The organism is Sinorhizobium garamanticum, assembly GCF_029892065.1.
GTDB lineage: Bacteria > Pseudomonadota > Alphaproteobacteria > Rhizobiales > Rhizobiaceae > Sinorhizobium > Sinorhizobium garamanticum.
Map to the genome: position 1 here is coordinate 12,966 of NZ_CP120374.1, position 26,343 is coordinate 39,308.

A 26,343-nucleotide genomic window follows, 5' to 3' on the forward strand; every position below is an offset into this window, starting at 1 on the left:
CCGCTCCAATTCACATTCATGACCTAATGCGCCCCGCGCCCCATCAGCCGCGAGCGGCACGCGTTTGAGATGCTGTCGAAAATGAAGACAACCATCAAGATCAAAAGCACCATATAGGCGACATTTTCCCAATCGGAGTTGGTGCGCATCGCCTCCCACAATTTGAGTCCGATGCCGCCGGCACCGACGGCGCCGATGATCGTCGCCGATCGGGTGTTCGATTCCCAGAAGTAGAGCGCCTGGCTGGCAAAGACCGGCAGGACCTGCGGCAGCACGCCGAAGCGCTGTACCGCGATCGGCGTCGCGCCGACGGATTTCACGCCTTCGCGCTGCTTGTCGTCAATGTTTTCGAGCGCTTCGGAATAGAGCTTGCCGAGTGTGCCGGTGTCGGTGAAGAAGATCGCCGACATGCCGGCAAGCGGCCCGGGGCCAAAGGCGCGCGTGAAGAACAGCGCCCAGATGAACATGTCCACCGACCGCAGGAAATCGAAGAAGCGCTTGGCGAGCTGGTTGGCGAAAAGGTTCGGTGTGATGTTGCGCGCGGCGAGAAAGCAGAGCGGAAAGGCGATCAGCGATGCGAAGAGGGTGCCGACGAACGCCATGACAACCGTCTGCAACAGCTTGGTCCAGACGTCGAGATGCTGCCACTCCGCATTGTAGAGAATGTTATTCCAGGCAAGCGAAAGGTTGGAGCGTGCCGGATCGATCCGCTCGCCGGAGATAATCAGCGATACCACTTCGCCGTAGGGCTTGCCGAAGAACGGCGAGTTCGTGTCGAAGAGGAAGTTCGCCCAGCCGAAGAAACGATTGCGGATCGAGACTTCGTCGCCTTCGACCTCGGCCCAGCCGGTGAGGCCGAAGGAGAGCGTGACCTTTTCTCCCGGCCGCTTCTGCGTGGCCCAGCGGGGCAGGGGGCCTTGCGGCGTTACCGTCTCGGCGCCGTCGACGGTCATCGTCAGCGTCTCGCCGCCGTGCGTCGCTTTTACCAAGCCGTCGGCGATTTCGATATTCGTCGAGCGATCGTAGGTGATCAGCGCGCGAACAACGACTTCTTCATTGCGCGTCTCGACGCGGTTCTGTGCTTGAGCCGCCTGGGCACCACCGAGTGCGGCGTTCGGCGCCATGAAATTGAAGGATGAACTTGCCTTCGGCTTCGGCGCCTGAGCAGGGGCTGGCGCCTCTATCGTTCGGGTTACGGTCTTCTTCTCGAGCGTGACCCAATCGGGCCTGGGATTGGGGCCGAGCGGCGAATTGCGTGCATAGGAGACGGCCATTGTACCATCGGCCGCGATCGCAATCTCCGGCCGGACCTCATAGGAGACCCAGTCGGCGAGATAGGTGCCGGCGATGCCCCAATTGGCGTTGGCAAGCACATGGCCGATCGAAAAGAACCACCAGCTGAAGACCATGTAGAGCAGCACGCCGATGCCGATCAGTGCCGCTTTCAGCCTCTTTCTTGAGGAGGATTGCAGGAGGTGCGGATGGCGCGCAGCGATTGCTTCCATTTCAAGGAGGCTCGGCTTGGTCGAGGCGGTCATGGTGCGCTCCTACTGGGCAAGCTGGAAGGCCTGATCGCCGACAAGGCGGCGGCGGAGCCATGCGGAAAACTGGTCGACGGCGAAGATCGTCGTGAACAACAGAATCACGATCGCGATCGTCTTCGCCTCGTGACCTTGGCCGATCGACAGGCGCAACAACTCGCCGATACCGCCGCCGCCGACCGCGCCTATGATCGTCGAGGCGCGCACATTGATCTCAAGGCGAAGCAGGAAATAACTGGTGAAATTCGGGAGAACCTGCGGAACGATGCCGAACCAGACCCGCTCGATCCAGTTGGCGCCGGCGGCGCGCAAGCCCTCTTCAGGCTTCATGTCGGCGTTCTCGACGACCTCGAAGAACAATTTGCCAAGCGCGCCGATCGTGTGGATCGACACCGCCGCGATCGCGGGAATGGGCCCAAGCGAGAGGATTGCCAGGAAGAAGCCGGCGATAACCACTTCGGGGAAGGCGCGCAGGATCTCCATCAACCGGCGCACCGGCCCCCTGATCCAGGGATTGGGCATGAGATTGCGTGCAGCCAGGAACGAGAGGATAAAGCCGAAGAAGACGCCGACCATTGTCGAGAAGATGGCGATGTTCACCGTCTCCAGCATCTTGTGAAAATATTCCGGGATGTAGAGGCTGTCGGTGAGATAAAGCCGGCCGTCCGGATAGTTGTACTTGAAGCTGCCGTCGTCATATGGTGACGGCAGGTCGAACATGGCACGCACGATTTCCATGGCGTCGCGAGGGACCAGATCGCCGACGAAATCGAAGAAATGCGGCAGGCGCTCAAAGAACTTGCCGGCATTCGAGTCGTTTGCGAACCAGAGCGAGGCGAACAGCGTCAGAGCGAGGAGCGCCAGACCCAGGAAGGTATAAAGGCGGCGGCGGGCATTGAGCTCCTGCCAGTGACGCTCTACCAGAGCGCCGCTCTCGCTGAGCTGCCGGGAAAGCACGGAAGTGGCCATGGGATTTCCGGCGCGTGCCGGCCTCTTGAGATGGATGCTTGTGGCAGTCCCGGACAATCAAACGCTGGCCGCTACTGCATGATTCCTAAGTCGAACTCGATCTAAGGATAAAATCATGCAGCAGCTCAAACTCGTTGCAGCGCCGCTGTGCGGCGCTGCAACATGGCCAGCGCGTATCTGATGCCTTGGCGATCAGCCGCCGATCGTTGCCTTGCGAGCGTCGATGATCGGCTTGTAGAAATCGGCATTGACTTCGGTGAAGCCTGTGAAGTCACCGCCCTGGATGGCCGAGAAGCAAGCGGCATCGGTTTTCGGCAGGTCCATCATGAACTGCTTGAACTTCGCCTTCATGTCGTCGTTCATCGAGGTGCGCACGACGATCGGGCCGTTCGGGATCAGCGGCGACTTCCAGAGCTCGACGAGGTCGTTCATGTCGAGGACGCCCTTGTCGACCATCTTGCGCAGGTTGCCCGAGGTGTAGCCGTCCTTGAATTCGCCGATGCCCGAACCGAAGGTTGTGCCGGCATCGAAGGTACCCTTCACGACTTCGAGAACGAGGTTCTCGTGGCCGCCGCCGAAGCCGGTTTCACCGAAGAATTCCTTGACCGGCGCGCCGATCGCTTCCGGAAGCGTGACGAGCGGGACGAGATAGCCGGAGGTCGAGTCCGGATCGGCGAAGCCGAGCTTCTTGCCCTTGAGGTCTTCGAGCTTGGTGATGCCGGAGTCCTTGCGGGCAACCATGATCGAGTGGTAGCCGGTGGAACCGTCGGTCTGGACCGTTGTCAGGATCGGCTCGACGGCGTCTGCCTTGGCGAGGTAGATCTTGGCATAGCCGGAAGCGCCGAGTTCGGCGTAGTCGAGCGTACCGCCGAGCAGGCCCTGGATGACGCCGTCATAGTCGGCGGCCGGGAACAGCGAGACTTTTTCGACGCCGATAGCAGCCGGGAGCTTGTCGACCAGGCACTGGAAGTTGCGCAGGCGGTCGGCTTCGTTTTCGCCGCCAAGGATGCCAATGCGGAATTCCTTGAGGTCTTCGGCCTGGGCCTGGCCGACGAGGGCGAGGAGCGCAACAGCGCCCAAAAGAGCTTTCTTCAACATGAGGTTCGTCTCCCGTTTTTCCGGCCCGCGCCGGATCCGTGTCGGTTTCAAAGAGGTGCCCTTGACGCGGGCCTTCGATCCTGGCGTGCCTCAGTGGCCGGCCAGTGCCAGCGGCTTGAAGCCGGCCGATGCTGTTTGTTCCTGCGGGGCTGCCGCGGGAATGTTGATGCTTGTCGAGGTCATCGATTCTTCAATGGCCGTGTCCGCACCGTAGATCGCGGCGACGGCTGCGGCTGTCAGATCCTTCGGTTGTCCGTCGAAGACGACGCGCCCATGCGCCATGCCGATGATCCGCTCGCAATAGTTTCGCGCGGTATCGAGGGTGTGCAGGTTGGTGATGACGGTGATGCCGTCGCGCTCGTTGATGTCGCGCAGCGCATCCATGACGATCTTGGCATTGAGCGGGTCGAGCGAGGCGATCGGCTCATCGGCCAGGAGCACCTTCGGCTGCTGCATCAGGGCGCGGGCGATCGCGACGCGCTGCTGCTGGCCGCCGGAAAGCGTGCCGGCCGGCTGCAACGCCGTCTGCTCGATGCCAAGGCGTTCGAGTGCGCCAATCGCCATGATCCGCTCCTCGCGCGTAAACATGTTGAGGATGCTGAGTGCGGTCGAGCGATGGTTGAGGCGGCCGAGCAGGACGTTGGTCAAGACGTCGAGCCGCGGCACGAGGTTGAACTGCTGGAAGATCATCGCGCAATCGCGTTGCCAGTTGCGCAGCGCCGCACCGCGGAGCGAGGAGACTTCCGTGCCTGCGAATTCGATCGAGCCGGACGAGAGATCGACCAGCCGATTGATCATGCGCAGCAGCGTCGACTTGCCGGCACCCGAGCGGCCGATAATGCCGACCATCTGGCCCTGCGGGATGTCGAAGGTAACCGAGCTGACGGCTGGTTTCGTGCCAAACCGGCGGGTTACATTCTTCAACTGAAACATTGGCAGCAGTTCCTTTTTAGGGGGACCGGTCATCGGTATGACACCTGCCATAGCCGCGCCAGATGAACGCCAAATGTCAGTTTCTTGTCGTTTCTGTAACAGTTCACAGCCGCGAGCCGGCGTGGCCCTTCTCACCAACCTGAACCGATCCACAAGCCATCGCTCCGCCGGCCCGAGACCGCGCGCCTCGTTCCAGATCACGAATGTTGGCTGGTGATCTTCAATGGGTGCCCCTCCACGCGCGGTCGACGGCGCGTGTCCTTGCCCCTGAGCGATCAGCGTTGGTTCCCAAAAATCGGCCTCTTACTGCGCTGCATTTTCCCGCTTGACCTTACCATCGTTGGAACCATTACACCGATATCCAGCATCACATCGACGGCGCGGCTGGGCTCGCCGCGGTATCTATACGAACTGACAATTGACAACTTCGGGACCGATGCTAGTCCTGCGAGGCATGGGTATGTTTCGAATCACATTGCAGAAGATGCTGATTCTGATCCGCTTGGTGATTGTCGTATCACTGGCGGGATACTCTCTGCCGACCGCTTCCGCCGCCATGCATGGGGCGTGGTCCGATCTCGAGCTCTCCCAGTCGAGCGACCACCACGAGGTCGCGAGTGGCGACCATATGCACGGCGATCGCGACCAGTCCTCCCCGGACGACGCCGAGAAGCTGGCGAAGACCGACTGCTGCCAGGGCTTCTGCGTCAGCATGGCCATTGTTGCCGACGCTGACGCGGTCGGCGGCCCGCGTGTGGCTTCGATCCGCGAGTTCGTAGACGACGCCCAGGCCACAGGCGAACTGCCGCCGCTGCACCGCCCCCCGAATATCTGAATAGGACGCACCCGTCCTCGCGGGTCGAATCCGTGCGTCTGCGAGCGCGTGTTTTGCGCTCAAGCGCCGTTGCAGTTCCCATTCGGATATAACCATGCGACCTTTGTTTGTCGTGGCCGCCTTGCCGCTGTTTGCCAGTGGATGCGCTGCCACATTGCCTCCCGATGTCATTGTTTCGGGCGATCTTGCTACCTCCCAGGCAGGAGTTCGCCCCCTCAGTTATACGAGCCCGGTCTCGGGCTACACTCATCGTGTCCCGGTCGATCCCAAACCGTGGCGCAACCAGAATGACGCGCAGGCTCCGGAAGGAGACGCGCCATGATCAGAAGCAACTTGAAACTGGCTGCAGTGCTCGGCCTTCCGCTGGTGCTCGGCGGCTGTGTGTCGGCCAGCGAGTATGCGGCGAAGAACGCCGGGTTCTCCTCCGTCGAGGCGAAGATGGCGGAGGTCACCGGCAAGCACACCGTCTGGGTGCAGAATCAGGAGCAGGCCCGCGCCGTCTCCGACCGGGTGAAGACGCTGATGGCGAGGAAGACGGTCGACGTCGAGACGGCCGTGCAGGTCGCCCTTCTGAACAACAAGGGTCTGCAGGCCGCTTATGCCGACCTCGGCGACTCGGCCGCCGACGCGTGGCAGCAGAGCATGCTGGTCAATCCGACCGTCGCCATCGGTTTCAACGGCATCGGAGCGCCGGGAATCGAGGCCTTCAGGTCGGTCGAGGGCATGATCGCTTCCAACATCCTGGCGCTCGCGACGCGGGAACGGAACGTCGCCATCGCCGACACCCGCTTCCGGCAGGCGCAGTTGAAGGCGGCGCAGCGCACGCTGCAACTCGCCGTTGACACCCGTCGCGCCTGGATCAACGCCGTCGCCGCCTGGGAAACAGTCGGCCAGCTCAACCAAGCGCAGGCAGCGGCCGGCGCCGCCTCGGAGCTCGCCCAGAAGCTCGGCGAGACCGGGGCGATGACCAAGGGCTCCCAGGCCCGCGAGCACGTCTTCTATGCCGAGCTGGCGGGACAATCCGCCAAGGCGCGACTGGAGGCTCGGCTCGCCAAGGAAGAACTGACGCGGCTGATGGGACTCTGGGGCTCGGACATCGACTATGAGGTGCCGAACCGGCTGCCGCCCCTACCGACGGGATTGATGAAGCGCGACCTGATCGAGGCGGAAGCGCTGCAGCGCCGCGTCGATCTCCAGATGGCGAAGCTCGATCTCGAAGCGACGGCCAAGTCCTACAAGCTGACCGAAGCGACCCGCTACGTTACCGACCTCGAACTTCTGACCGGCTTCGAGACCGAACGGGAGAAGGAGGACGGCAAGGTCGAGACCGAAACGACCGGCCAGGCCGAACTGGAGTTCGTCATCCCGATCTTCGACAGTGGCAAGGCCCGGATGCGCAAGGCGGAACTCGCCTATATGCGGTCGGCGAACCTGCTCGCGGAGAAGGCCGTCAACGTCCGCTCGGAGGCACGTGCCGCCTACCAGGCGTACCGCGCCAACTACGACATCGCCCGGCACTACCGGAACAGCGTTGTGCCGCTGCGCACGAAGATCGAGGAGGAATCCCTCCTTACCTACAACGCGATGATCACCAACACGTTCGAACTGCTCGCCGACAGCCGCGACAAGGTCAATTCGATCCTGCTCGCGGTCAATGCCAAGCGCGACTTCTGGCTGGCCGAGGCCAATCTTGCCCCGGCGATCTACGGCGGCGGCGCAAGAGCGGCCTCCGGCGAGACGGAAATCGCGGCGGCCGCCGAAAACGGCGGTGGCGGTCACTGAGGAAAGGAACAGGCAATGTTTAACAGAAGACAGTTACTCGGCGCGAGCGCCGCACTGGTGTCGACCGCCGCCTGGGCGAAGACCTCCAATATGGGCCTGCCCGAGGCAGCCGTGATGGAGACGGCGGAGACGCAAACCCCGGTCAGGCCGACGTCCGGACCCGACTACAATCCCGTCGTCACCCTCAACGGCTGGACGCTGCCTTACCGGATGAACAACGGCGTCAAGGAATTCCATCTTGTCGCCGAACCGGTCGAGCGTGAAATGGCGGAAGGCATGACCGCCTATCTCTGGGGCTATAACGGCCAGTCGCCGGGTCCGACGATCGAAGCGGTCGAGGGCGACCGGGTGCGCATCTTCGTCACCAACAAGCTGCCGGAGCATACGACGGTGCATTGGCACGGCATGCTCGTGCCGTCCGGCATGGATGGAGTCGGCGGGCTGACACAGCCGCACATCCCGGTCGGCAAGACCTTCGTCTACGAGTTCGACCTCGTGAAGTCGGGCACCTTCATGTACCACCCGCATTCCGACGAGATGGTGCAGATGGCGATGGGGATGATGGGCTTCTTCGTCGTGCATCCCAAGGATCCGAAGTTCATGCCGGTCGACAGGGACTTCGTTTTCCTCCTCAACGCCTATGACATCGATCCCGGCTCCTATGTGCCGCGCGTCATGGAGATGACCGACTTCAACATGTGGTGCTGGAACAGCCGCGTGTTTCCCGACATCAGCCCGCTCGTCGTTTGCAAGAACGACCGGGTGCGCGTGCGGGTGGGCAACCTCACCATGACCAACCATCCGATCCACATGCACGGCTACGACTTCGAGGTCACCTGCACCGACGGCGGCTGGGTGCGGCCGGAGGCCCGCTGGCCGGAAGTCAGCATCGATATCCCGGTCGGCGCGATGCGGGCCTACGAGTTCGACGCCAAATACGTCGGCGACTGGGCGATCCATTGCCACAAGTCGCACCACACGATGAACGCCATGGGGCATGACATCCCGACCTTCATTGGCGTCGACAAGAAGCAGGTCGCCGAGAAGATCAAGAAGCTCCAGCCGGAATACATGCCGATGGGGACCAAAGGCATGGCCGACATGGGCGAGATGGAAATGGAAATCCCCGAGAACACCGTGCCGATGATGACCGGCTGGGGTCCGCACGGCCCCATCGAAATGGGCGGCATGTTCTCGGTCGTCAAGGTGCGCGAGGGCATCTCGGCGGGCGATTATTCCGACCCCGGCTGGTACGAAAACCCACCCGGAACCCAGGCCTGGGAGTGGACGGGCGAGCTTCCCGACTGGACCAAGGCCAAGGACGCGAAGACCCGGATCACGCCAAAACACTCCAAGCACGGTTGATCCCACATGCCGATGTTCAACCAACCCAAGGACCACACAATGAAAGCTGCAATCTTCGGACTTCTCGTCGCCGCGCTCGCCACCACGGCGCTCGCCTCCGGCAATCACGCAGGCGGGCACGGCGAAGCCATGGCTGTCGGCGAGCCCGGGAACAAGGCCGATGCCACCCAGACGATCCGGGTCACGATGAAGGAGACCGACGACGGCAAGATGATCTTCACGCCGTCGGCCTTCAAGGTCCGCAAGGGCCAGACCATTGTCTTCGCGATCAGGAACGCCGGCGAGCTCGACCACGAGTTCGTGCTCGACCAGGAAGACAAGATCATGGAGCACAGGGCGGTGATGGAGAAGTTCCCCGACATGGAGCACGACGATCCGAACGCGATCCGCCTCGCCGCCGGCGAATCCGGCGAGGTCATCTGGAAATTCACCAACGGCGGCATGTTCAAGATCGCCTGCCTGGTCCCCGGCCACTACGACGCCGGCATGCACGGCGACGTCACAGTCCTCGGAAAATAATCAATTGAAGGAGTCTGATATGAGAACGCTGATCAAACTCACCCTCGCCTCCGCTCTCGCTCTCGGTACCGCCTACGGCGCTCTCGCCGCCGAGTTCACCAAGGGCACCGTCAAAAAGGTCGACGCAAAGGCCAAGAAGGTCACGCTGATCCATGAGGAACTCAAATCCCTCGACATGCCTGCGATGACCATGGTGTTCCGCGTCCGGGACGACGCCATCCTGGAGCAGCTGAAGGAAGGCGCGAAGATCGAGTTCGTCGCCGAGCGCGTCGACGGCAAGCTTACCGTTACGGAAGTCAAGTAAAGACGAAGGGACGCGGCCGTAACTTGGTCGCGTCCTATCGTCCTCCGGCCGGACACGAAAAGCCTAACACACGCGTTTCGATATGACGTCTTCGCTTCATCATGAATGGGACTTCGCAACAGAAATCCGCTCGATCCTCCTGCGGTTCGTTGCCTTCGTTATCCTGCTCGCCAACCTCCTGCTTGCCGGCAACGAGGGGAACGAGGGCACGCACGTTGTCGTAGTCGTCAGCTATTTCATCATCAGCATCGCGTCGGCCACGGCCGCGCGATATATCCCCGGCCGCTCCTGGCTCAAGACACTGTTTGTCGTTCTCGACGCCCTGCTGGTCACGATGATCGCCTACGCGCATATCATTGCCGGACCGGTCGCCGAGAACCACAACCTGACGACCACGAGCCTGGTGGTCGCTTTCATCCTGCTCGTCCACGTCGGCCTGAAGCACGACCGTCGTCTGGTGCTCGTCTTCGCCGCCATCGTGCTCGTTACCTGGGTGTCCATGCTGGCGATCACGGCTGTCAGGCATCACACGGCCGATGCCGTGTCGCTGCTCGCGTCTTTCTTCAATCAGGACCTTGGCCTACCCGTGAGCTTTGGATTCACCGCCTTCGCGATATACCTGCTTGCGCGGGATCACGACCGGACGCGCAAAGAGGCACTGAAGGCGGATCAGCGGGGCCTCAATCTCTCGCGTTTTTTCTCGCCTTTCATCGTTTCGGAATTGCAGGAGCGCGGCGAAACCCTCGGCCTGGAGCGCCGAAACGCGGCGATCATGTTCGTCGACCTGCGCGACTTCACCAGCTTCGCCGAAACCGCGTCCGCCCGGGAGCTTGCATCCGTGCTCGCGGAATACCGCCAGCCCGTCTCTCAAACGATCTTCGATCATGGTGGGACGGTGGACAAGTTCATCGGCGACGGGGTCATGTCCGTTTTCGGACAGCCGCGGGCCAGGGAAGACGATGCGGATCGGGCGCTCGCATGCGCGCTTGACCTGGTCGAAACACTGAACGACTGGAGGAACCACGCCGTTCGGAAGGGCTATCCCGCTCTCGATGCTGCAATTGGGCTGCACTATGGCACTGTCGTCGGCGGTGTCCTCGACAGCGGCTGTCACAGCGAGTTCACGGTGATCGGCGATGCGGTGAACGTGGCGCAACGCCTTGAAACACTGGCCAAGTCGCTCGACGCCCCGCTTGTGGTCTCCTCAGAACTGCTGGCGCGGCTCCGAGAGCCGGTTCCGCCCGCCATGTGGGTTTCGAAGAGCGGCGTTTCACTGCCCGGGAGGCGGCTTCCTATCGATCTCTCTTATCTGCGTCGGGAGCCTGGTGCATGATCGCTTAAATCGGAACCGATTTAAGGACAAAATCATGCAGAAACTCAAAGCACTACAGCGACCTTTGCGCGTCTGATTAGACGCGCGGCGCTGTAGTGCGGCGGGGACAAGTGATCAGAACTACAATAGCGGCGTTGCGCAGACAGTTCCCCAGAGATCCAGCGGTGTGGCCGCAGACGACTCAGCGTAGGCAGGCTTGTCCCAACGCTGGTCAGGGAGCGAACTTGCGCTGAAAGCGCCGACGATTCGTCGGCGGATGGCGGGCAGCGAATCGAAGCGCACCGAATTTGGGGACGAAAGAGTGCCAGGTGATCGCCGGCCCGACTTAGGCGCAGGCTTGACCGCGTCCCACGCCGAGATCGCCGCAGCACCGGCAAATCATCGTTCTTGCCGCGCGTGACGTTGCGTCTTCGGGGGCGTTTTTTGGCTGCCAAATCCGGCCCTCCAGCTTCATGCAGGGTGCCTCGGTTAACCCTTTGTTAACCACGGTTCACGTAAATCTTAGCAACCGAAAATTAATGTAGATGACCAAAGTGCTAACAGATACTCGCTCGATCCGTATCAAGGGCCGCTCATTCCTGGCGCTCGTGCTTTCTCCGGAACTGCCACTCGACGGATGGCTTACCCGGCTCGACGACTTGGCCTCGCGTTCGGCGGGGTTTTTCCTGGGCAGGCCGGTCGTCCTCGACGTGGAAGACGTCGAGATCGACCGGGCGCAACTCAAGGCGCTGATCGGCGAGCTCGCGAAACGCAACGTGCGCATCATGGGCATCGAAGGCGGGCGTCCGTCACTGTTCGAGCCGGGCATGCCCCCGGCCATGAAGGGCGGCCGGCCCGCTCCCGATTTCGAGGTTCCGTCGGCCGAGCAGGCCGCGGAATCGGCCAAATCCGGTGAAGGCAAGCCGGCAGAACCTGCCGCTCGTCCCGAACCGCAGGTGGTCAGGGCAATGCCTTCGATCATCATCAAGGAACCCGTCCGTTCCGGGCAATCGGTAATCTTTCCCGAGGGTGACGTCACCGTCATCGGGTCGGTTGCCTCGGGCGCGGAAATCATCGCGGGTGGTTCGGTTCACATCTACGGTACGCTGCGGGGACGGGCGCTGGCAGGATCCGTGGGCAATGCCTCGGCGCGCATCTTCTGCCGTAAGCTTGAAGCAGAATTGCTGGCAATCGACGGTGTCTACAAGACCGCCGACGACATGGCGCCACACCTTCGCGGGCAGGCGGTGCAGCTCTGGCTCGAAGGCGATTCAATCATGGCAGAGAGACTAAACTGAGCCGGCTGCCGGCCGGGAAACGGGAGTGCAAGATGGCGAAAGTAATCGTGGTTACATCGGGTAAAGGCGGCGTCGGCAAGACGACGTCTACCGCCGCACTCGGTGCGGCATTGGCGCAGAGAAACGAGAAGACGGTGGTCGTCGATTTTGACGTCGGCCTGCGCAATCTCGATCTGGTCATGGGCGCGGAGCGGCGCGTCGTCTACGACCTGGTCAATGTCATACAAGGCGACGCCAAGCTGCCGCAGGCGTTGATCCGCGACAAGCGGCTCGAAACGCTCTTCCTGCTGCCGGCATCGCAGACCCGCGACAAGGACAGCCTGACGGCCGAGGGCGTCGAAAAGGTGATGGCCGAGTTGAAGAAGCACTTCGACTGGATCATCTGCGACAGCCCGGCCGGAATCGAGCGCGGTGCCACGCTCGCCATGCGCCACGCCGATGTCGCCGTCATCGTCACCAACCCGGAAGTCTCTTCGGTCCGCGATTCGGATCGCATCATCGGCCTTCTCGACGCCAAGACCGAGAGAGCCGAGCGCGGCGAGCGGGTGGAAAAACATCTGCTCCTGACGCGCTATGACGCAGCTCGCGCCGAGCGAGGCGACATGCTGAAGGTCGATGACGTCCTCGAGATCCTGTCGATCCCGCTGCTCGGCATCGTCCCTGAGAGCACGGATGTTCTGCGCGCCTCCAACCTCGGCGCGCCGGTCACACTCGCCGACGCCCGCAGCGCCCCGGCGCTCGCCTATCTCGACGCCGCTCGCCGCCTCGCGGGCGAAACGGTACCGATGATCATTCCCGGCGAAAAGCGCGGGCTGTTCGGCAAGATATTCGGTCGGAGGGCAGCATGAGCATATTCCGTTTCTTCAGCAAACAGACATCGGCGCCGACGGCGCGCGAGCGTCTGCAGGTCCTGCTCGCGCATGAGCGAGCGTCCGTCGGGCATTCGGACCTCGTGGCGGTGCTCCGGGAAGAGATCCTCGCGGTCATCGCCAAGCACGTCCAGGTCGACGGCGATAAGGTGAGCGTCAAGATGGACCGCGGTGAACAGGTCTCAACCCTGGAGGTCGATATCGAGATCCCGCTCAACGCGGCTGTACGAGCGGCCTAATATACCGGCCGCGACATCTAATCGAAGTCTCGGCCGGCGGCGACGAAGCGGCCGGGACACCCGCTCTACAAGGGGCCTTCGCCGAAGGAATCTACGGCCTTCGCTTAATCGTTCGCGTCGCTGGTACTCGCCGCCTTCTTGCTCCGCTGCCTTTGCCACGGCCACTCGCCGTCGATCTCTGCCGCGAGCGAGAAGCTCAAGAAGGTTCGTATCAGCACAATCAACCCCAGTAAGCCGAAACTCTCCCACGTGGGAGGCGACGTGAAGGTCGCGATGATATCCGCGCCGATCAGGAGTTCGAGACCAAGCTGGATCCCGCGCCCCAGCGCGACCAGTAGGGCGATGAACGCCCAGTTAAATAATTGTAATTATTGACGTAAATCAATCGCCTTCCGATTTCGAGCGGTGGGTATCTGCCTCCGCAAGCAACGCCTTCGCCTTCGTCACAGCGCACAGCGAACCTCAGAGGCGCCCCATTTCGTAGTCCTGGCAGGACTCGCCGAATTGCGCCAGCGCCTCTTCCAGGTAGTCCGCCAGCAACGGTATGCCGAGCAGGTAGGCGGCGGTCCGGTTATTGTGGGACTCGGTCGCCTGAGCACGAATATCGTCCCAGTCTTCCAACTTGCCGTCGCCGCGGCCGAGCCAGGTCAAAGCGACCAGATCGATCTGCTCGTCTTCGTTGAGCGCCCAAATCGCGCTTGCAAGTTCGGCCTCGACAGGATCGTCCGGTTGATCCTCAAGTACCGAGGCCATGTTGTCGTCGGATGCGTTGGATGCCGGGTCGGGGTCCGTCACGGCATCCTTGACGTCGAATTCGCGGGCCTTGACTATGAAATAGCAGACTTTTTCGGGTGAAATCGACAGGTCCCAAGCTTCGCTCATTGGTGCAACCTCCAATTGGCGTCGTCTGTTGCGATCTCCGTCCGGAGGGGCGGTGCCCCATCCGAGAAGTATCATTCGGTGTCCGATATCGGCAACTTTACCAGATCCTTACCTATCTTGGCGCGTCTTGCCGTCTTCCGTTCGGCGTCGATCCTCCCTCGATCCGTTCCGCGAACGGTTGGCTACAGCGCCGCGCGTCTTTTGAGACGCGCAAAGGACGCTGTAGCACTTTGAATTGCTGCATGTTTTTGCCCCTAAATCGGCTACGATTTAAGGAAACATGCAGTAGGCCGTCTGGTTTCCGCCAGTCTCGTCAGCGGGGCGCTCAACGGGCCATCAAGATGGGGATGGCGGCATCGTCGAGCATCGTTTTCGTGACCCCGCCGAAGATCAGCTCGCGCACACGCGAATGCCCGTACGCCCCCATGACGATCATGTCGGCAGAAATGTCGACAGCATGCTGCTGCAGCACGCTCGCGACAGGACGGCCGGCGCTCGGCAACTGATCGACCGTTACGTTGATGCCGTGGCGAGCGAGATAGGCGGCGACATCGGCGCCGGGCTCCTCGCCGCTCTTCCCAGGAGCTGCCTCCGGGTCGACCAAGGTCACGTGGACCGAGGTCGCCTTCGTCATGAGTTCGAGAGCCTCGCGCGCCGCGCGTGCAGCTTCCGCGCGCGAGTCCCAGGCAAGCAGGACCGTCTTCGGCCGAAGACTCGGCTTGCTGCCGGTCGGGATGAGCATGATTGGGCGCATTGCCTGAAAGAGGCTTCCGTTGATCACCTGCCGCTTCAGGTCCGCTTGGCCCAGAACGCTTGATCCAATCAAGACCAGATCGGCATAGAGTGCGCGGTCGCCAATCTCCCGGTCCGCCGTCCCGCCTTCCGCGTAGATGCCGTCGACCTGGAAAGAGACATTCGTGCGGGACATCGTTTCGCGCGCGTGGTTCGCGGAAGCTTCAAGCTGCTCGCGATCGCGATCGCGTTGTTCCAGCCATATTGTGGAGGCGGTGGCATACTCTCCGATCGGCGGAGGCGGAGCCATGGCGACGACCAGGACAAAAAGATGTGCACCCGCTTGGCTGCAAAGATCGGCTGCAGTTTGCAGATCGCTGTCTGAACCGTCGACTCCTGTGACGGTGAGAATTGTCTTGAAGGGCATGAGCGTTCTCCGTTGAAGAGTGGTTGCGCTTCGGCCGTCAGGCTAAGCGAGTGACCGCGTCCTGCATTGAGCTGTATCAACCCGCATGAGCCGAGCGATCTGGGCGCGGCGTGCTCCTTCGTGAAACGCTTCCGCCGGTTGAGGGTTTCCTTTGATGACTGCTTTGGTTGATCGGGTATCAATGAGAACGATCCCCAAACGGCGTTCGATGGCACAGTCGGAGAAAACAGGAGGCATGCGTGATAGCGGAAGACCAGACCGCGGCGGTCGCTTTTCTCAGCGCTCCCGCTTCTCATGGCACCACCGAGCCGGTCGAAACGATGGAGACGCATATTTCCCGCATCTTCCTCGTCGGCGGGCGGGCCTTCAAGATGAAGCGCGCGGTCAAGCTGCCCTATGTCGATTTCTCGACGGCGAGCCTGCGGCTCGATGCCTGCCGGAAGGAGGTGGAGCTCAACGCTGCGACTGCGCCTCGGCTGTATCTCGGCGTTCGACGAATAACTCGCGAGAAGGACGGCGCCCTGACGTTTGACGGCCGTGGGGAATTGGTCGACTCAGTGGTTGAAATGGTGCGTTTCGATCAGCGCTCGCTCTTCGACCGAATGGCGGTCGCGGGCAGGTTGACCCGTGAGCTCATGACTGTGGCTGCGCAGATGATCGCACGCTTTCATCGCGCGGCGCCGGTCGTCCACGAGGGGGGAGGCGCTGCTAATATCGCCGGAGTTCTCCGCATCAATGCCGCGGGTTTTGCAACGAGCCGGGTCTTTCGACCGGACGAGCTCGCCGCCTTCACTCTCGCATTCGAGAGGGGCCTCGCGCGCCATGCGGCACTGCTCGATCGGCGCGAGGCGGCAGGAAAGGTCAGGCGCTGCCACGGCGATCTGCATCTGCGTAACATCTGCCTGTTCGAGGGCGAGCCACGGTTGTTCGATTGCATCGAGTTCAACGATCAGATCGCCACGGTCGACACACTTTATGACCTCGCCTTTCTCCTGATGGATCTTTGGCATCGCGGCTTCCCGGATCTCGCAAACCTGGTCATGAATCGATACCTGGACGATTCGGATGACGAGGACGGTTTCACGCTCCTGCCGTACCTGATGGCTATTCGCGCGGCCGTCAGGGCGCACGTCACCGCGACACAGGTGGAAGAAAGCGGGGAGGCTTCGGCGAAACTCGTTGCCGAAGCGAGATCCTACTTCGACTTGGCCCGCTCGCTGATCGAGCCAATGCCAGCGCGGCTGACCGCCATTGGTGGATTGAGCGGATCCGGCAAGACAACCGTGGCAGAGACATTAGCTGCGCAGGTGGGTGCGCCGCCGGGTGCCAGGATTGTCGAAAGTGATCGCGTCAGAAAGGCCATGCATGGCGTCTCCGCGGAAACCAGACTGCCGCGCTCGGCCTACCGTCCCGAGGTATCGGAAAAGGTCTATCGCCAAATGGCAGAGAGGGCCCGCTTGCTCCTGGCCGCAGGAGGCAGTGTGATTGTCGATGCGGTGTTCGACAGGCTGGACAATCGCGACCTGGTGGAAAGGCTTGCAGGCGATCTCGGCACCCCGTTCACCGCCGTGTGGCTGGATGCGGAGCCGGCGCTTTTGCGTGGCCGCGTTGCCTCCCGAAGCGGGGGGCCTTCGGATGCGAACCTCGACGTTCTGTCCGGGCAACTGGCTCGCGACAGCGGCGAGATGGGCTGGAGGCGGATCGACGCCGCCCGCAGCGCCGAACAAATCGCCTCGGAGATCTTGAACCTTCAACAGGAAGTGGCACGGTCGCCGGCGCAACCTACAACTTAGACCTTTTCATTGTTTCGTTTGAAACAATGAAATGGTCTAACGCTTTGAAAAACCGTGATGTTTCTTTCCAATTTCATATCTGCGCATGCCTCAGTCTCAGAGCGTTACCGATGACGCTGACGGAAGAGAGAGCCATGGCCGCGGCCGCGATGATCGGTGACAGAAGGAGCCCGAAAGCCGGATAAAGGACGCCGGCGGCAACTGGCACGCCTGCGGCGTTGTAGATGAAGGCGAAGAACAGATTTTGCCGGATGTTCTTCATCGTGGCATGGCTGAGCTGCCGTGCTCGCGCGATGCCTTGAAGATCGCCTTTGAGTAACGTCACACCGGCGCTCTCGATCGCAACGTCCGTTCCGATCCCCATGGCAATGCCGACATCGGCCGCGGCAAGGGCGGGGGCATCGTTCACCCCGTCCCCGGCCATGGCAACGATCCGGCCCTCCTGGCGCAATCGCGCGACGATCTCGCTTTTGTGGTCCGGCAGGATTTCGGCCTCGACTTCCTTGATGCCAAGCCTTCTGGCAACCGCATGCGCCGTGGTGTTGTTGTCTCCGGTCAGCATGACCACCCGGACACCTTCCTTGACCAGCGCCTCGACGGCGGCGGGTGTGGTCGACTTGATCGGATCGGAGATGGCAAAAAGCCCGCCGACGCGGCCATCGACGGCGGCAAAGATCACGGTCGCCCCTTCACCTCGCAAGGCTTCCGCCTTTTCGCTGAGGGAGGAAACGTCCACCTTTTCCTCTACCATTATGCGGTGGTTGCCGATGACGAGCTTGCGTCCGTCGACGGAGCCGGTCACGCCTTTGCCGACCGGACTATCGAAATCCTCCGCTTTGCCGAGGTCCAAGTCGCGTTCATGGGCGGCTTCCACGATCGCCGCCGCGAGCGGATGTTCGCTCGCGCGTTCCAGGGTGGCGGCGAGACGGAGCAATTCGGCCTCGGAGAAGCCGTCCGCGACCTCGATCGACGTCACCTTGGGTTTGCCCTCCGTCAGGGTTCCTGTTTTGTCGACCACGAGGGTTTCGACCTTCTGAAAGCGCTCCAACGCCTCGGCGTTCTTGATCAGCACGCCGAGCCTGGCGCCCCGTCCGACGCCCACCATGATCGACATGGGGGTGGCGAGGCCGAGAGCGCAGGGACACGCGATGATGAGTACGGCGACTGCGGCGACAAGCCCGTGCGCAAAACGCGGCTCTGGTCCGACCGCCATCCATGTGAGAAACGCAATCACGGCAATTGCAATAACGACCGGCACGAACCAGCCGGAGACCTCGTCGGCAAGGCGCTGGATCGGAGCGCGCGAACGCTGGGCATCCGCAACCATGCGCACGATCTGCGACAGCATGGTATCGCGCCCGACCTTCCCCGCTTCCATGACGAACCCGCCTGTGCGGTTCATCGTCCCGCCAATTAGGCTGGCGCCGACCTCCTTGGTAACCGGCATCGATTCTCCGGTAATCATTGATTCATCGACCGAACTGCGCCCCTCGACGAGGACGCCGTCGACCGGGACCTTCTCGCCGGGCCGCACCCGCAGCCGATCTCCGACGACAACGGCTTCGAGCGGCACGTCCTCGTCGCCGCCGTCGTCGCGGATGCGACGGGCAGTTTTCGGGGCGAGATCCAGAAGCGCGCGGATCGCGCCTCCCGTCTGCTCGCGCGCCTGCAACTCCAGCACCTGCCCGAGAAGGACAAGCACCGTAATGACGGCGGCGGCCTCGAAGTAGACCGCAATCGAGCCATCCGCGCCGCTGAAGGTCGCGGGGAAGCGGCCTGGCGCAGCGGTTGCGACCGCGCTGTAGATCCAGGCAACGCCGGTTCCCATCGCGATCAGCGTGAACATGTTGAGATGTCGGTTGACGACGGACCGCCATGCCCGCGCGAAGAATGGCGCGCCTGCCCACAGCACCACCGGCGTGGCAAAGAGCAATTGCAGCCAGTTCGATGTCTGCGCCCCAAGCAGCATATGCAGATCGGCGACATGACCGCCCATCTCGAGAACAAGCACCGGTATCGTCAACACCAGTCCGATCCAAAACTGGCGCCTCATGTCGACGAGTTCGGCGCCCGGGCCGGTTTCTGCCGTCGCTACCTCCGGTTCGAGCGCCATGCCGCAGATCGGGCAATTGCCCGGGCCGATCTGGCGCACCTGCGGATGCATGGGGCACGTGTAGACGACGTCTTCCGCCTGAGGACCTGCATCACGGCTTGGCTTCGTCGCGCCCTGCTGCCCGTGATGGTGGTGATGCTTATGATCGCCCATTGGATACGACTCCGTTGGTGAACGTTCGTCGGGAGCATGCCGCAGATCCCCTAGATCGGAAGGTCGGAGCTCTTCGGCGCACAGCGTAGCAGTGTTCGCCGGACATCCCGAGAGCTGTTGCAGGACATCATTCCGGATGCTGCATGATACGCGACAGCAGTAGTGAGGCCAACGCACGCGATCTTCGCGTCGACACAAGCCGCCGTCAGCTGCTCTCGCGAACAACAAGTTCAAATCCCAGGTCGATCATCCTGTCGGGAACTTCAGCGCTTGCAAGCAATGCCAGCATCAAGCGCGCTGCATGTTTGCCGACATCTTCTCGCGGGGTGTGGATCGAGGTCAGTCGCGGAACGATATGGGCCGACATTGGCAGGTCATTGAAGCCGACGAAAGCGACACGGCCAGGAACGGATATTCCTTGCCGCTGGGCTTCAAAGATCGCGCCATGGGCCAGGTCGTCATTGCAAAAGAAAATGCCGTCGACATCCGAATGCCGCCGCAGCAACCGGTCGAAGAGCTCACCGCCGAGCCCGACGGACGAGGGGTCGGGCACCGCCAGCTCCAGTGCATCCACGCCCGCTTCGGCGAGTGCGCGCTTGAACCCTTCGCCGCGTTGTATGACGCGGGCGTCGAGTTGAGCAGCGACATAGGCGAGGCGCCGCTTTCCCCTTGCCAGAAGATGCCGCGCTGCCACAGCTCCGGCGTCCTCCTGCGAGAAACCAACCGAATAGACGTCCTCCGCTTTCGTGAGCTCCATCATGTGGACGCAGGGAATCTTGTTTGCTTCGAGCATGCGCAGGGATGCGTCCGTGCGATCGAAGCCGGTGAGCAGGATCCCGCAAGGCTGGATGGCAAGATAATTGCGGATGAGCTCCTCTTCCTCCTCCCGGGAATAGTGGGAGTTTCCGATAAGGACATCATAGCCGCGCGGGCGAAGAACATTGTGAATGGCTTCGAGCGTTTCGATGAACAGCTGGTTTGAGAGGGCGGGGACAAGGACGACGACTGATTGGCTGCGCGCCGAGGCCAGCGTGCGTGCGGCCGGGTTTGGCACATAGCCTAACGCTTTCGAGGCTTCGCGCACCTTCGACGCCAGCACCGGATCGACCGTCGGGACGTCGCGCAATGCGCGCGAGGCGGTGATCTGCGAGACGCCGGCAAGCCGTGCAACCTCGGCGAGGGTCGGGCGGCCTGTGGCGCGGGAGGCTTCTTTACGCATGGTACTTTGATGCTTGCCAATACGGATTCGCTTCGTTAAGACAGCGCTACCTTACGAGGAATGCGATCTCGCCGCTACTGCATGTACCCTTAAATCGGGCCCGATCTAAGGGTAAAAACATGCAGCGATTCAAAGTGCTACAGCGTCCTTTGCGCGTCCGAAAAGGCGCGCGGCGCTGTAGGAGGTTCATCGGCGATTTCGGACGTTCATTTCCAGTCACCTCCGTGCCGATCGGCACGGAGGTATTTTTTGAGCTGGATGAGACAGCGCTATCTTGAGGAGGATAAATATGGCCGAGCAAATACGAGGTATCGTCGTGATGGGCGTTTCGGGCTGTGGAAAGAGCAGCGTCGGCGCCGCCATCGCCGCTCTCTACCAAGGCCGCTTGATCGAGGGCGATGCTTTTCATCCCGCCGCCAATATTGCCAAGATGGGTGCCGGCGTCCCCCTTACCGACGAAGATCGGCACGGCTGGCTTTGCCGCCTCAGCGAAGAAGTCGCCTCGGTAATTGCTGCCGGGGAACGTCCAGTCCTCACCTGTTCAGCGCTCAGGAAGAGCTACCGCGACCTGCTCCGGCAGGGGGAACCAAGGCTTGGGTTCGTCTTCCTCGATCTGGATCGAGATCTGGCCGCGGAACGCGTTGCTACGCGTCCGGGGCACTTCATGCCGGCAAGCCTGATCGAAAGCCAATACCAGACGCTCGAGCCGCCTTATCAGGAGCCGCTGACGCTTGCCGTGGACGCAAGTCTGCCGGTCGAGGCGCTAGCGGAACAGGCGGTTCAATGGTGGCAAGAAACGGACGGGACGGATCCTGCCTGAAAGTTGCAAGCAACGATCACTCAATCACACCGCAAAAAGATAGCGCTTCGCATCATCCACATGTCGGTGGTTGTCTGATCCTGCTGGCGAATCTGCGGGCCGCGTGATCACATACGGCCCGACGTGGCGGCACGAAGAAATCCGAGGCTTGCAGGCCGTTCTCAACCCGCGGTTCAATTCTATACTGTGTCTGTTGCAACCTAGCGGTTTACGATCTGCAATAAATTCGCTGTTCGCAACTCTGTGCGCGCTCCGGTTTCAGTGTCGATGCCAAGCAACCACAAGGGGATTACTCGGTTTTTCCGGAGAGAAATTCGAAAAGTCATCCTTATTATTGTCGAAATACGACATTAAACTCGAATAAAGCTTATCGTGTAGGGTCGATCTTCTTGTTATACTCTCAAGGGGGTGTCGCGATGTTGCTCGATCGACAGGGTCCACTCGAGGCTTTGCTGGGTGCGGCGCGGAGTGCTGCGGCCGGACGCGGGAGTACAGTGCTGCTCGAAGGCGAGGCGGGAATTGGCAAGACCTCCCTCCTGCGCGCGTTCGCGGCGCATGTGGACAACGGCTGCCGGGTCCTATGGGGGTGGTGCGAGGCGCTTTTTACGCCGTGCCCGCTAGGGCCATTGCAGGACATGAGGCAATTGCTTGACCCCCGTGTAGCAGCACTGCTCGATCAGGCGGCTCCGCCCGAGCGGCTATTTCCGGCACTCCTGAATGCACTCCAGCACGCCGGTGAAGCGATTGTACTCATCTTCGAGGATGTTCATTGGGCCGACAACGCCACGCTCGATCTTGTGAAATATCTCGGCCGCCGCATCTCCTCGCTCCACGCCGTGCTCGTGCTCAGCCTGCGCAGCGATGAGATCGGCGCCGATCATCCGCTGACACATGTAGTGGGCGACCTGCCGTCCGCATCGGTCACCCGTATTGCGTTGGAACCGCTGTCTCCCGAAGCCGTGACCGTATTGGCGGACCAGGCGGGTCGCTGCGGCGCCGATCTTTATCGCGTTACGGAGGGCAATCCCTTTTTCATCACCGAACTTCTGGCAAGCGGCGAAATCGAACCGGGGCGCGTGCCGGATTCCATACGCGATGCGGTCTGGGCGCGTCTCTCGCGGCTGACGGCCGGTGAGCGGGAAGTGCTCGAGGTGATCAGCATCGTGCCGGGCAGCGTGGAGCGGTGGCTGGTCCGGGCTCTATTGGGTGCCGAGGCCGAACCACTGGTGGACCAGTGCGTGGCGCGCGGCTTGTTGCAGCGAGACAATCAGGGCGCCCTGATGTTTAGGCATGAACTTGCCCGGCAGGCGACGCTCGACCGGCTGCCACCGAGCTTTCAGAGGTCGCTCCATGCAAAAGTGGAGGCGGCGATATCGCAGCTCCCGACGGCGCATGCGTCTGCCCTGCTTTCGCGCCGGGTCCATCACGCCGCCGGAGCCGACGACGGGGCACGAGTCCTCGAACTTGCGCCACAGGCCGCCGCTCATGCTGCGCGGCTAGGCGCCCATCGGGAGGCCGCGTCGCATTTGGCGGCGGCCCTGAAGTACGTTGCGCAAGCCACACCGGAGCAGGCCGCCCAGCTTTACGAGGGTTGGGCCTACGAGGCAGGACTGGCGCTGCTTGTCTATGAACCGGTGATCGAGGCGCACCATCGCGCTATCCAGATCTGGCGCGAACTGGGGCGCACCGACAAGATCGGTCCTAACCTGTGCCGGCTGTCGCGGCTGCACTGGCGCCGCGGCGAAGGCGAGCCAGCGGAGGATTACGCAGACCAGGCGGTGCGCGAAATGGAAAAGCTGCCGCCCGGGCCGGAATTGGCAATGGCTTACAGCACGCGCTCTCAGTTCCATATGCTGCACTATCGTTTCGATGAAGCGATAGACTGGGGCTTGCGCGCGATCGCTCTCGCCGATCAGCTTGGCGAGGTCGAAACGCGCGTCCACGCCCTGAACAATGTCGGCACCGCGCTCCTTTTCGCCGACCGTCCGGGCGGTCGCGAGCGGCTGGAGGAAAGCTTGGCGCTGGCGCTTGAGCACGGATTTCACGATCATGCCGTGCGGGCGTACACCAACTTCGCCGAGTGCGCTGTTGCGTCCAATGATTTTACCCTGGCTGAACGCTTGCTGGCCGAAGGCACTGCGCTCGCGACCAAGCACGATCTCGATTCGGCGGCGCAATACCTGCTCGGGCGGCAGGCGCAGCTTCGCATGGAGCAGGGCCGTTTCAGAGAAGCCGAGACCATTGCGCAGGGCGTCATGAACCTGGAACGGCTGGCGATGGTCATGCATCTGCCGGCCCTCACCGTGCTCGGAAGGGTGCGCGTGCGACTGGGCGAGCCCGGCAGCTTGGCCCTTCTTCAGCAGGCGCTCCAGGAAGGACTGGCAACTGGCGAGCTCCAACGGATCGTGCCAGTCCGCATAGCGTTGACCGAAGCCGCCTGGCTCGCTGAAGACCAGAGTGCCAGCCACGAACAGCTAACAGCCCTTGCCGCGATGGATCTCGACAATTTCCGTGCCTGGGATTTGGGCGAACTGGCCGTCTGGTGGCAGCGATGCGGTATGGCTGTTCCGCTGCCGACATCGTCCGCGCGGATTCCTTTGCGGCGCTCTGCCGAACTCTGCGGCAATCCGCTGGCGGCGGCAAAGGAATGTGAACGCTTGGGGCTTCCCTATGAAGCGGCGCTTGCCCTGATGCAGGTTCGCGGAGCCGAGACCGGGCCTGCATTGGCTCGTGCCGTGACCATATTCGAGTCGTTGGAGGCGCGTCCCGCCGCCGCGCTAGCGCGAAAGCAGGCGCAGCGCCTGGGTGTAGCAGGTCAGCTGCCGAAAGCCCGCAGAGGGCCTTACGGGGCAGCGCGCCGTCACCCCCTTGGCCTGACGCGGCACGAACAACAGGTGCTTGCCCTGATGGCTGAAGGCATGAGCAACAAGGAAGCCGCCCGGCGCCTGTCGCGCTCGCCGCGCACGATAGAGCATCAGGTTTCCGCGGTGCTCGGCAAATTCAACGCCGCCAACCGGATGGAAGTGCTCCTGCGCCTGCGCAGCGAGCCGTGGCTGCTGTCGGCTAACGATCTGCAATAGGCGCACTCGCGAAAATTAGGGGATCGGCTGCGGGAAATTGGGGGACCGCACCGATTTTGCCTGAGCTCATCCGCGCATAGGCTGCGCGTGTCACCATGGGAACAGACAATCAGCCGCACTGCGCGTCTTATACGATCTCCAGAGGACTATGCAGTCCTTTGAATTGGGCAGTTGATGGCTCGCGGAGGAGGGACAACCATGACCAAACATTCTATCGCATTTGCAACGGCCTTGCTCGTCATGACGGGCGCGGCGGCGGCGTCGGACCTGGCGCCAGGGAGTGGCCACAGCATTCATCTCGGCCGCTTTAATGGCGCTGTGTATTACACGGTCGAAAAGGATGGCTACCGGGTGGTTGCGACCTTGGCCTCGGGAGCAGACGAGCAGCCGGTCCGCTTCGTATCTACGCTCGGACCGGGGCAGCGGCTGATGATATCCGTGCCTCAAGAGATCGGCCAGCCTTCTGTCGACTTCGAGATCATACGCGATGGCGAAGTCCTTCTCGTGAATGAGCCGGGCGCCACTCTGCTCGACAGCGTGACGACCAGCGCCGTACTCGATGAGTGACGGATCCTTTTGATCGGTACGGAATCCTCGGGCGGTCACTGACAATCCGGGGTGTTAACACTGCCAGCATGAGAGCTTCGGAAAGAGGGGGGAACGATGCTCTACACGCTCATTATGTTAGTTTGCCTGTCGAATACGCCTGAGGCTTGCGAGGTCCGCGAGGAGATCGTTCGGGATTTGGCCGAGAACCCAGGCGTCGCCTTCATGCAGGCGCAGGCATTCGTCGCGCGTTGGATCGACGAGCATCCCGGTCGTTTCGTGCAGCGGTGGAGGCTTTCGCCGGACCTGAGGGTTTGAGATCTTCTACGCAGGTCCAAAGCCAATCGCATCGCGGTCGACACACCGTGAAGCTCTGTCGAGGCAACGGGACATGCGTCGATTGCAGTACCTGGTTCTGTTCGCTGTCGTTTTCTTTAGCTTTGCGGGCGGGGGAATGTTCGCGGAGGGGGCAGCCGCCGACAGATTCTACAGAGTCGTCGGCGGCAAGGCGGATGCGCGGACTTATAACGGCTATCGGCGTTATAATGCCGGCTGCAACCATTGCCACGGCCCCGACGGAATAGGCTCGACTTTTGCTTCCTCGCTCGTCGACCGGCCGCTCGAAATCGAGGAGTTCAGGCGCGTCGTCCGCAACGGTCGGAGCAGTGGCGGCACCTCAGTCATGAAAGGCTTTGGCGACGATCCTAATTTCGCTCCCTATATCGACGACATCTACGCCTATCTGCAAGCCCGTGCCGAAGGCGCGCTTGGTCGCGGGCGGCCTAAGAAATTGGAGCCGTAGAAACGCGTCGAAGCTCTCCGGCCATCGCGCTTAGTCTAGCGATGTCCTACAGCGCCGCGCGTCTTATCAGACGCGCAAAGGACGCTGTAGCACTTTGAATTGCTGCATGTTTTTGCCCTTAAATCGAGTACGATTTAAGGAAACATGCAGTAGACGACGCGGAGGCCGCCGTAGAGGGTTAACAAGGCGGCTAAGGAGTAAATGCCGATCATGCTCCGCCCGATCTAGCTCGGAAAGGCTAAAAGCCAACCTCCCCGGCGTGATGTAAAATAAGCATTTGCTGAAACGAGGGGGACGCAGTATGCCCAAGAGCACCCTGTCCGCCATTGCGGCGCTGGCCCTCTCATCGTTCGCTGTCACCTATGCGGAAGACAAAACGATCCAGATTCCCGGTCACAAATTCAAGACCGCAGAGAATTGCATTCGCCAGGCGCCCATCGGCAAGTTCGATCGCAAGTGCGACATTCCGATTGTCGGCTGGCGTGGTGCCGAAGGCATTTGGTTCCCGAATGTTTCCCAAGGTGCGCCTGGCGGGTTTGGCTTCTAGTCGCCTTTGTCGAACTACACGAGAAGGCCACCACCGCTGTCTCGCGCGAGTTCCTGCTGCGCTTGATCGCAGCCGTCCCGCACAAGATCCACACCGTGCTCACCGACAACGGGAACCAGTTCACCACACCCGGTGTCTGTAACAGTTTCCTGATTCCTTTAACCG

At 61.8% G+C, this 26,343-nt stretch carries 25 protein-coding genes and 2 pseudogenes; 18 read left to right on the plus strand and 9 right to left on the minus strand.

Features of this window, described 5'->3' with window-relative positions; genetic code table 11:
- Positions 1-23 precede the first annotated feature (23 nt).
- From phnE (PZN02_RS20040) to phnC, 4 genes are all read right to left on the minus strand, one after another.
- Entirely contained in the window at positions 24-1,538 is a 1,515-nt protein-coding gene (phnE, locus tag PZN02_RS20040) for a phosphonate ABC transporter, permease protein PhnE (RefSeq protein WP_280662430.1), read from the minus strand.
- 9 nt (positions 1,539-1,547) lie between these two features.
- The gene (phnE, locus tag PZN02_RS20045; RefSeq protein WP_280662431.1) at positions 1,548-2,510 is read right to left on the minus strand and encodes a phosphonate ABC transporter, permease protein PhnE; all 963 of its coding nucleotides are present in this window, start codon (positions 2,508-2,510) and stop codon (positions 1,548-1,550) included.
- A 192-nt stretch (positions 2,511-2,702) separates the two neighbouring features.
- Positions 2,703-3,608 carry a phosphonate ABC transporter substrate-binding protein gene (gene phnD / locus PZN02_RS20050; protein ID WP_280662432.1) on the minus strand — a complete coding sequence of 302 codons (906 nt, stop codon included), beginning with the start codon at positions 3,606-3,608 and terminating at the stop codon, positions 2,703-2,705.
- A 90-nt stretch (positions 3,609-3,698) separates the two neighbouring features.
- A complete protein-coding gene (phnC, locus tag PZN02_RS20055; RefSeq protein WP_280662433.1) occupies positions 3,699-4,541 on the minus strand; it encodes a phosphonate ABC transporter ATP-binding protein in 843 nt (280 codons plus the stop codon).
- 454 nt (positions 4,542-4,995) lie between these two features.
- On the opposite strand from phnC, the gene PZN02_RS20060 reads away from it, so the two are divergent.
- The 10 genes from PZN02_RS20060 to minE all read left to right on the plus strand — a co-directional run bounded on the left by PZN02_RS20060 (position 4,996) and on the right by minE (position 13,064).
- A complete protein-coding gene (locus PZN02_RS20060; RefSeq protein WP_280662434.1) occupies positions 4,996-5,376 on the plus strand; it encodes a hypothetical protein in 381 nt (126 codons plus the stop codon).
- Between the two features lie 94 nt (positions 5,377-5,470).
- On the plus strand, positions 5,471-5,698 hold the full coding sequence (locus PZN02_RS20065; RefSeq protein WP_280662435.1) for a hypothetical protein: 228 nt from the start codon (positions 5,471-5,473) through the stop codon (positions 5,696-5,698).
- On the plus strand, positions 5,695-7,158 hold the full coding sequence (locus PZN02_RS20070; protein WP_280662436.1) for a TolC family protein: 1,464 nt from the start codon (positions 5,695-5,697) through the stop codon (positions 7,156-7,158). Before PZN02_RS20065 ends, PZN02_RS20070 begins: the two co-directional genes overlap by 4 nt.
- A gap of 15 nt (positions 7,159-7,173) precedes the next feature.
- Positions 7,174-8,523, plus strand: a complete 1,350-nt coding sequence (locus PZN02_RS20075; RefSeq protein ID WP_280662437.1) for a multicopper oxidase family protein — start codon at positions 7,174-7,176, stop codon at positions 8,521-8,523.
- A gap of 39 nt (positions 8,524-8,562) precedes the next feature.
- Positions 8,563-9,042, plus strand: coding sequence for a cupredoxin domain-containing protein (locus tag PZN02_RS20080; RefSeq protein ID WP_280662438.1), 480 nt, complete (start codon positions 8,563-8,565; stop codon positions 9,040-9,042).
- A gap of 19 nt (positions 9,043-9,061) precedes the next feature.
- The gene (locus tag PZN02_RS20085; RefSeq protein WP_280662439.1) at positions 9,062-9,346 is read left to right on the plus strand and encodes a copper-binding protein; all 285 of its coding nucleotides are present in this window, start codon (positions 9,062-9,064) and stop codon (positions 9,344-9,346) included.
- A gap of 82 nt (positions 9,347-9,428) precedes the next feature.
- Positions 9,429-10,679 carry an adenylate/guanylate cyclase domain-containing protein gene (locus PZN02_RS20090; protein ID WP_280662440.1) on the plus strand — a complete coding sequence of 417 codons (1,251 nt, stop codon included), beginning with the start codon at positions 9,429-9,431 and terminating at the stop codon, positions 10,677-10,679.
- Between the two features lie 524 nt (positions 10,680-11,203).
- Positions 11,204-11,956, plus strand: coding sequence for a septum site-determining protein MinC (minC, locus tag PZN02_RS20095; protein ID WP_280662441.1), 753 nt, complete (start codon positions 11,204-11,206; stop codon positions 11,954-11,956).
- 32 nt (positions 11,957-11,988) lie between these two features.
- Positions 11,989-12,804, plus strand: a complete 816-nt coding sequence (gene minD, locus PZN02_RS20100; protein WP_280662442.1) for a septum site-determining protein MinD — start codon at positions 11,989-11,991, stop codon at positions 12,802-12,804.
- A complete protein-coding gene (minE, locus tag PZN02_RS20105) occupies positions 12,801-13,064 on the plus strand; it encodes a cell division topological specificity factor MinE (RefSeq protein ID WP_280662443.1) in 264 nt (87 codons plus the stop codon). The genes minD and minE overlap by 4 nt, the downstream gene beginning before the upstream one ends.
- Before the next feature lie 104 nt (positions 13,065-13,168).
- Here minE and PZN02_RS20110 read toward each other — a convergent pair.
- The 3 genes and pseudogenes from PZN02_RS20110 to PZN02_RS20120 all read right to left on the minus strand — a co-directional run.
- A pseudogene (locus tag PZN02_RS20110) lies at positions 13,169-13,390 on the minus strand (DUF1622 domain-containing protein); the annotation flags it as partial.
- A 136-nt stretch (positions 13,391-13,526) separates the two neighbouring features.
- The gene (locus PZN02_RS20115; protein ID WP_280662444.1) at positions 13,527-13,946 is read right to left on the minus strand and encodes a DUF3775 domain-containing protein; all 420 of its coding nucleotides are present in this window, start codon (positions 13,944-13,946) and stop codon (positions 13,527-13,529) included.
- Positions 13,947-14,271: 325 nt separating this feature from the next.
- Positions 14,272-15,105 (minus strand): universal stress protein, encoded by an 834-nt coding sequence (locus PZN02_RS20120; protein WP_280662445.1) that lies wholly within the window; start codon positions 15,103-15,105, stop codon positions 14,272-14,274.
- 239 nt (positions 15,106-15,344) lie between these two features.
- Here PZN02_RS20120 and PZN02_RS20125 point away from each other — a divergent pair, with 239 nt between their 5' ends.
- Complete coding sequence (locus PZN02_RS20125; protein WP_280662446.1) at positions 15,345-16,898, plus strand: bifunctional aminoglycoside phosphotransferase/ATP-binding protein; 1,554 nt, start codon at positions 15,345-15,347, stop codon at positions 16,896-16,898.
- A gap of 73 nt (positions 16,899-16,971) precedes the next feature.
- Here PZN02_RS20125 and PZN02_RS20130 read toward each other — a convergent pair whose 3' ends face one another.
- Both PZN02_RS20130 and gntR read right to left on the minus strand, forming a co-directional pair.
- The gene (locus PZN02_RS20130) at positions 16,972-19,164 is read right to left on the minus strand and encodes a copper-transporting P-type ATPase (RefSeq protein ID WP_280662447.1); all 2,193 of its coding nucleotides are present in this window, start codon (positions 19,162-19,164) and stop codon (positions 16,972-16,974) included.
- 205 nt (positions 19,165-19,369) lie between these two features.
- On the minus strand, positions 19,370-20,383 hold the full coding sequence (gene gntR, locus PZN02_RS20135) for an HTH-type transcriptional regulator GntR (RefSeq protein WP_280662448.1): 1,014 nt from the start codon (positions 20,381-20,383) through the stop codon (positions 19,370-19,372).
- A gap of 289 nt (positions 20,384-20,672) precedes the next feature.
- Here gntR and PZN02_RS20140 point away from each other — a divergent pair, with 289 nt between their 5' ends.
- The 7 genes and pseudogenes from PZN02_RS20140 to PZN02_RS20170 form a co-directional block, all read left to right on the plus strand.
- Positions 20,673-21,203, plus strand: a complete 531-nt coding sequence (locus PZN02_RS20140; protein WP_280662449.1) for a gluconokinase — start codon at positions 20,673-20,675, stop codon at positions 21,201-21,203.
- A gap of 416 nt (positions 21,204-21,619) precedes the next feature.
- Positions 21,620-24,283 (plus strand): ATP-binding protein, encoded by a 2,664-nt coding sequence (locus PZN02_RS20145; RefSeq protein ID WP_280662450.1) that lies wholly within the window; start codon positions 21,620-21,622, stop codon positions 24,281-24,283.
- Positions 24,284-24,481: 198 nt separating this feature from the next.
- On the plus strand, positions 24,482-24,850 hold the full coding sequence (locus tag PZN02_RS20150) for a hypothetical protein (protein WP_280662451.1): 369 nt from the start codon (positions 24,482-24,484) through the stop codon (positions 24,848-24,850).
- A gap of 96 nt (positions 24,851-24,946) precedes the next feature.
- On the plus strand, positions 24,947-25,147 hold the full coding sequence (locus PZN02_RS20155) for a hypothetical protein (protein WP_280662452.1): 201 nt from the start codon (positions 24,947-24,949) through the stop codon (positions 25,145-25,147).
- Positions 25,148-25,220: 73 nt separating this feature from the next.
- On the plus strand, positions 25,221-25,631 hold the full coding sequence (locus PZN02_RS20160) for a c-type cytochrome (RefSeq protein WP_280662453.1): 411 nt from the start codon (positions 25,221-25,223) through the stop codon (positions 25,629-25,631).
- Positions 25,632-25,932: 301 nt separating this feature from the next.
- Positions 25,933-26,178 carry a hypothetical protein gene (locus PZN02_RS20165; protein WP_280662454.1) on the plus strand — a complete coding sequence of 82 codons (246 nt, stop codon included), beginning with the start codon at positions 25,933-25,935 and terminating at the stop codon, positions 26,176-26,178.
- Between the two features lie 2 nt (positions 26,179-26,180).
- Positions 26,181-26,303, plus strand: a pseudogene (locus PZN02_RS20170) (IS481 family transposase); the annotation flags it as partial.
- Positions 26,304-26,343: the final 40 nt, after the last annotated feature.

What these genes read in the sequence shown, in the direction of transcription:
- phnE (WP_280662430.1), bottom strand. Translation starts at nt 1,538, where the DNA reads ATGACCGCCTCGACCAAGCCGAGCCTCCTTGAAATGGAAGCAATCGCT.
- phnE (WP_280662431.1), bottom strand. Translation starts at nt 2,510, where the DNA reads ATGGCCACTTCCGTGCTTTCCCGGCAGCTCAGCGAGAGCGGCGCTCTG.
- phnD (WP_280662432.1), bottom strand. Translation starts at nt 3,608, where the DNA reads ATGTTGAAGAAAGCTCTTTTGGGCGCTGTTGCGCTCCTCGCCCTCGTC.
- phnC (WP_280662433.1), bottom strand. Translation starts at nt 4,541, where the DNA reads ATGTTTCAGTTGAAGAATGTAACCCGCCGGTTTGGCACGAAACCAGCC.
- PZN02_RS20060 (WP_280662434.1), top strand. Translation starts at nt 4,996, where the DNA reads ATGGGTATGTTTCGAATCACATTGCAGAAGATGCTGATTCTGATCCGC.
- PZN02_RS20065 (WP_280662435.1), top strand. Translation starts at nt 5,471, where the DNA reads ATGCGACCTTTGTTTGTCGTGGCCGCCTTGCCGCTGTTTGCCAGTGGA.
- PZN02_RS20070 (WP_280662436.1), top strand. Translation starts at nt 5,695, where the DNA reads ATGATCAGAAGCAACTTGAAACTGGCTGCAGTGCTCGGCCTTCCGCTG.
- PZN02_RS20075 (WP_280662437.1), top strand. Translation starts at nt 7,174, where the DNA reads ATGTTTAACAGAAGACAGTTACTCGGCGCGAGCGCCGCACTGGTGTCG.
- PZN02_RS20080 (WP_280662438.1), top strand. Translation starts at nt 8,563, where the DNA reads ATGAAAGCTGCAATCTTCGGACTTCTCGTCGCCGCGCTCGCCACCACG.
- PZN02_RS20085 (WP_280662439.1), top strand. Translation starts at nt 9,062, where the DNA reads ATGAGAACGCTGATCAAACTCACCCTCGCCTCCGCTCTCGCTCTCGGT.
- PZN02_RS20090 (WP_280662440.1), top strand. Translation starts at nt 9,429, where the DNA reads ATGACGTCTTCGCTTCATCATGAATGGGACTTCGCAACAGAAATCCGC.
- minC (WP_280662441.1), top strand. Translation starts at nt 11,204, where the DNA reads ATGACCAAAGTGCTAACAGATACTCGCTCGATCCGTATCAAGGGCCGC.
- minD (WP_280662442.1), top strand. Translation starts at nt 11,989, where the DNA reads ATGGCGAAAGTAATCGTGGTTACATCGGGTAAAGGCGGCGTCGGCAAG.
- minE (WP_280662443.1), top strand. Translation starts at nt 12,801, where the DNA reads ATGAGCATATTCCGTTTCTTCAGCAAACAGACATCGGCGCCGACGGCG.
- PZN02_RS20115 (WP_280662444.1), bottom strand. Translation starts at nt 13,946, where the DNA reads ATGAGCGAAGCTTGGGACCTGTCGATTTCACCCGAAAAAGTCTGCTAT.
- PZN02_RS20120 (WP_280662445.1), bottom strand. Translation starts at nt 15,105, where the DNA reads ATGCCCTTCAAGACAATTCTCACCGTCACAGGAGTCGACGGTTCAGAC.
- PZN02_RS20130 (WP_280662447.1), bottom strand. Translation starts at nt 19,164, where the DNA reads ATGGGCGATCATAAGCATCACCACCATCACGGGCAGCAGGGCGCGACG.
- gntR (WP_280662448.1), bottom strand. Translation starts at nt 20,383, where the DNA reads ATGCGTAAAGAAGCCTCCCGCGCCACAGGCCGCCCGACCCTCGCCGAG.
- PZN02_RS20140 (WP_280662449.1), top strand. Translation starts at nt 20,673, where the DNA reads ATGGCCGAGCAAATACGAGGTATCGTCGTGATGGGCGTTTCGGGCTGT.
- PZN02_RS20145 (WP_280662450.1), top strand. Translation starts at nt 21,620, where the DNA reads ATGTTGCTCGATCGACAGGGTCCACTCGAGGCTTTGCTGGGTGCGGCG.
- PZN02_RS20150 (WP_280662451.1), top strand. Translation starts at nt 24,482, where the DNA reads ATGACCAAACATTCTATCGCATTTGCAACGGCCTTGCTCGTCATGACG.
- PZN02_RS20155 (WP_280662452.1), top strand. Translation starts at nt 24,947, where the DNA reads ATGCTCTACACGCTCATTATGTTAGTTTGCCTGTCGAATACGCCTGAG.
- PZN02_RS20160 (WP_280662453.1), top strand. Translation starts at nt 25,221, where the DNA reads ATGCGTCGATTGCAGTACCTGGTTCTGTTCGCTGTCGTTTTCTTTAGC.
- PZN02_RS20165 (WP_280662454.1), top strand. Translation starts at nt 25,933, where the DNA reads ATGCCCAAGAGCACCCTGTCCGCCATTGCGGCGCTGGCCCTCTCATCG.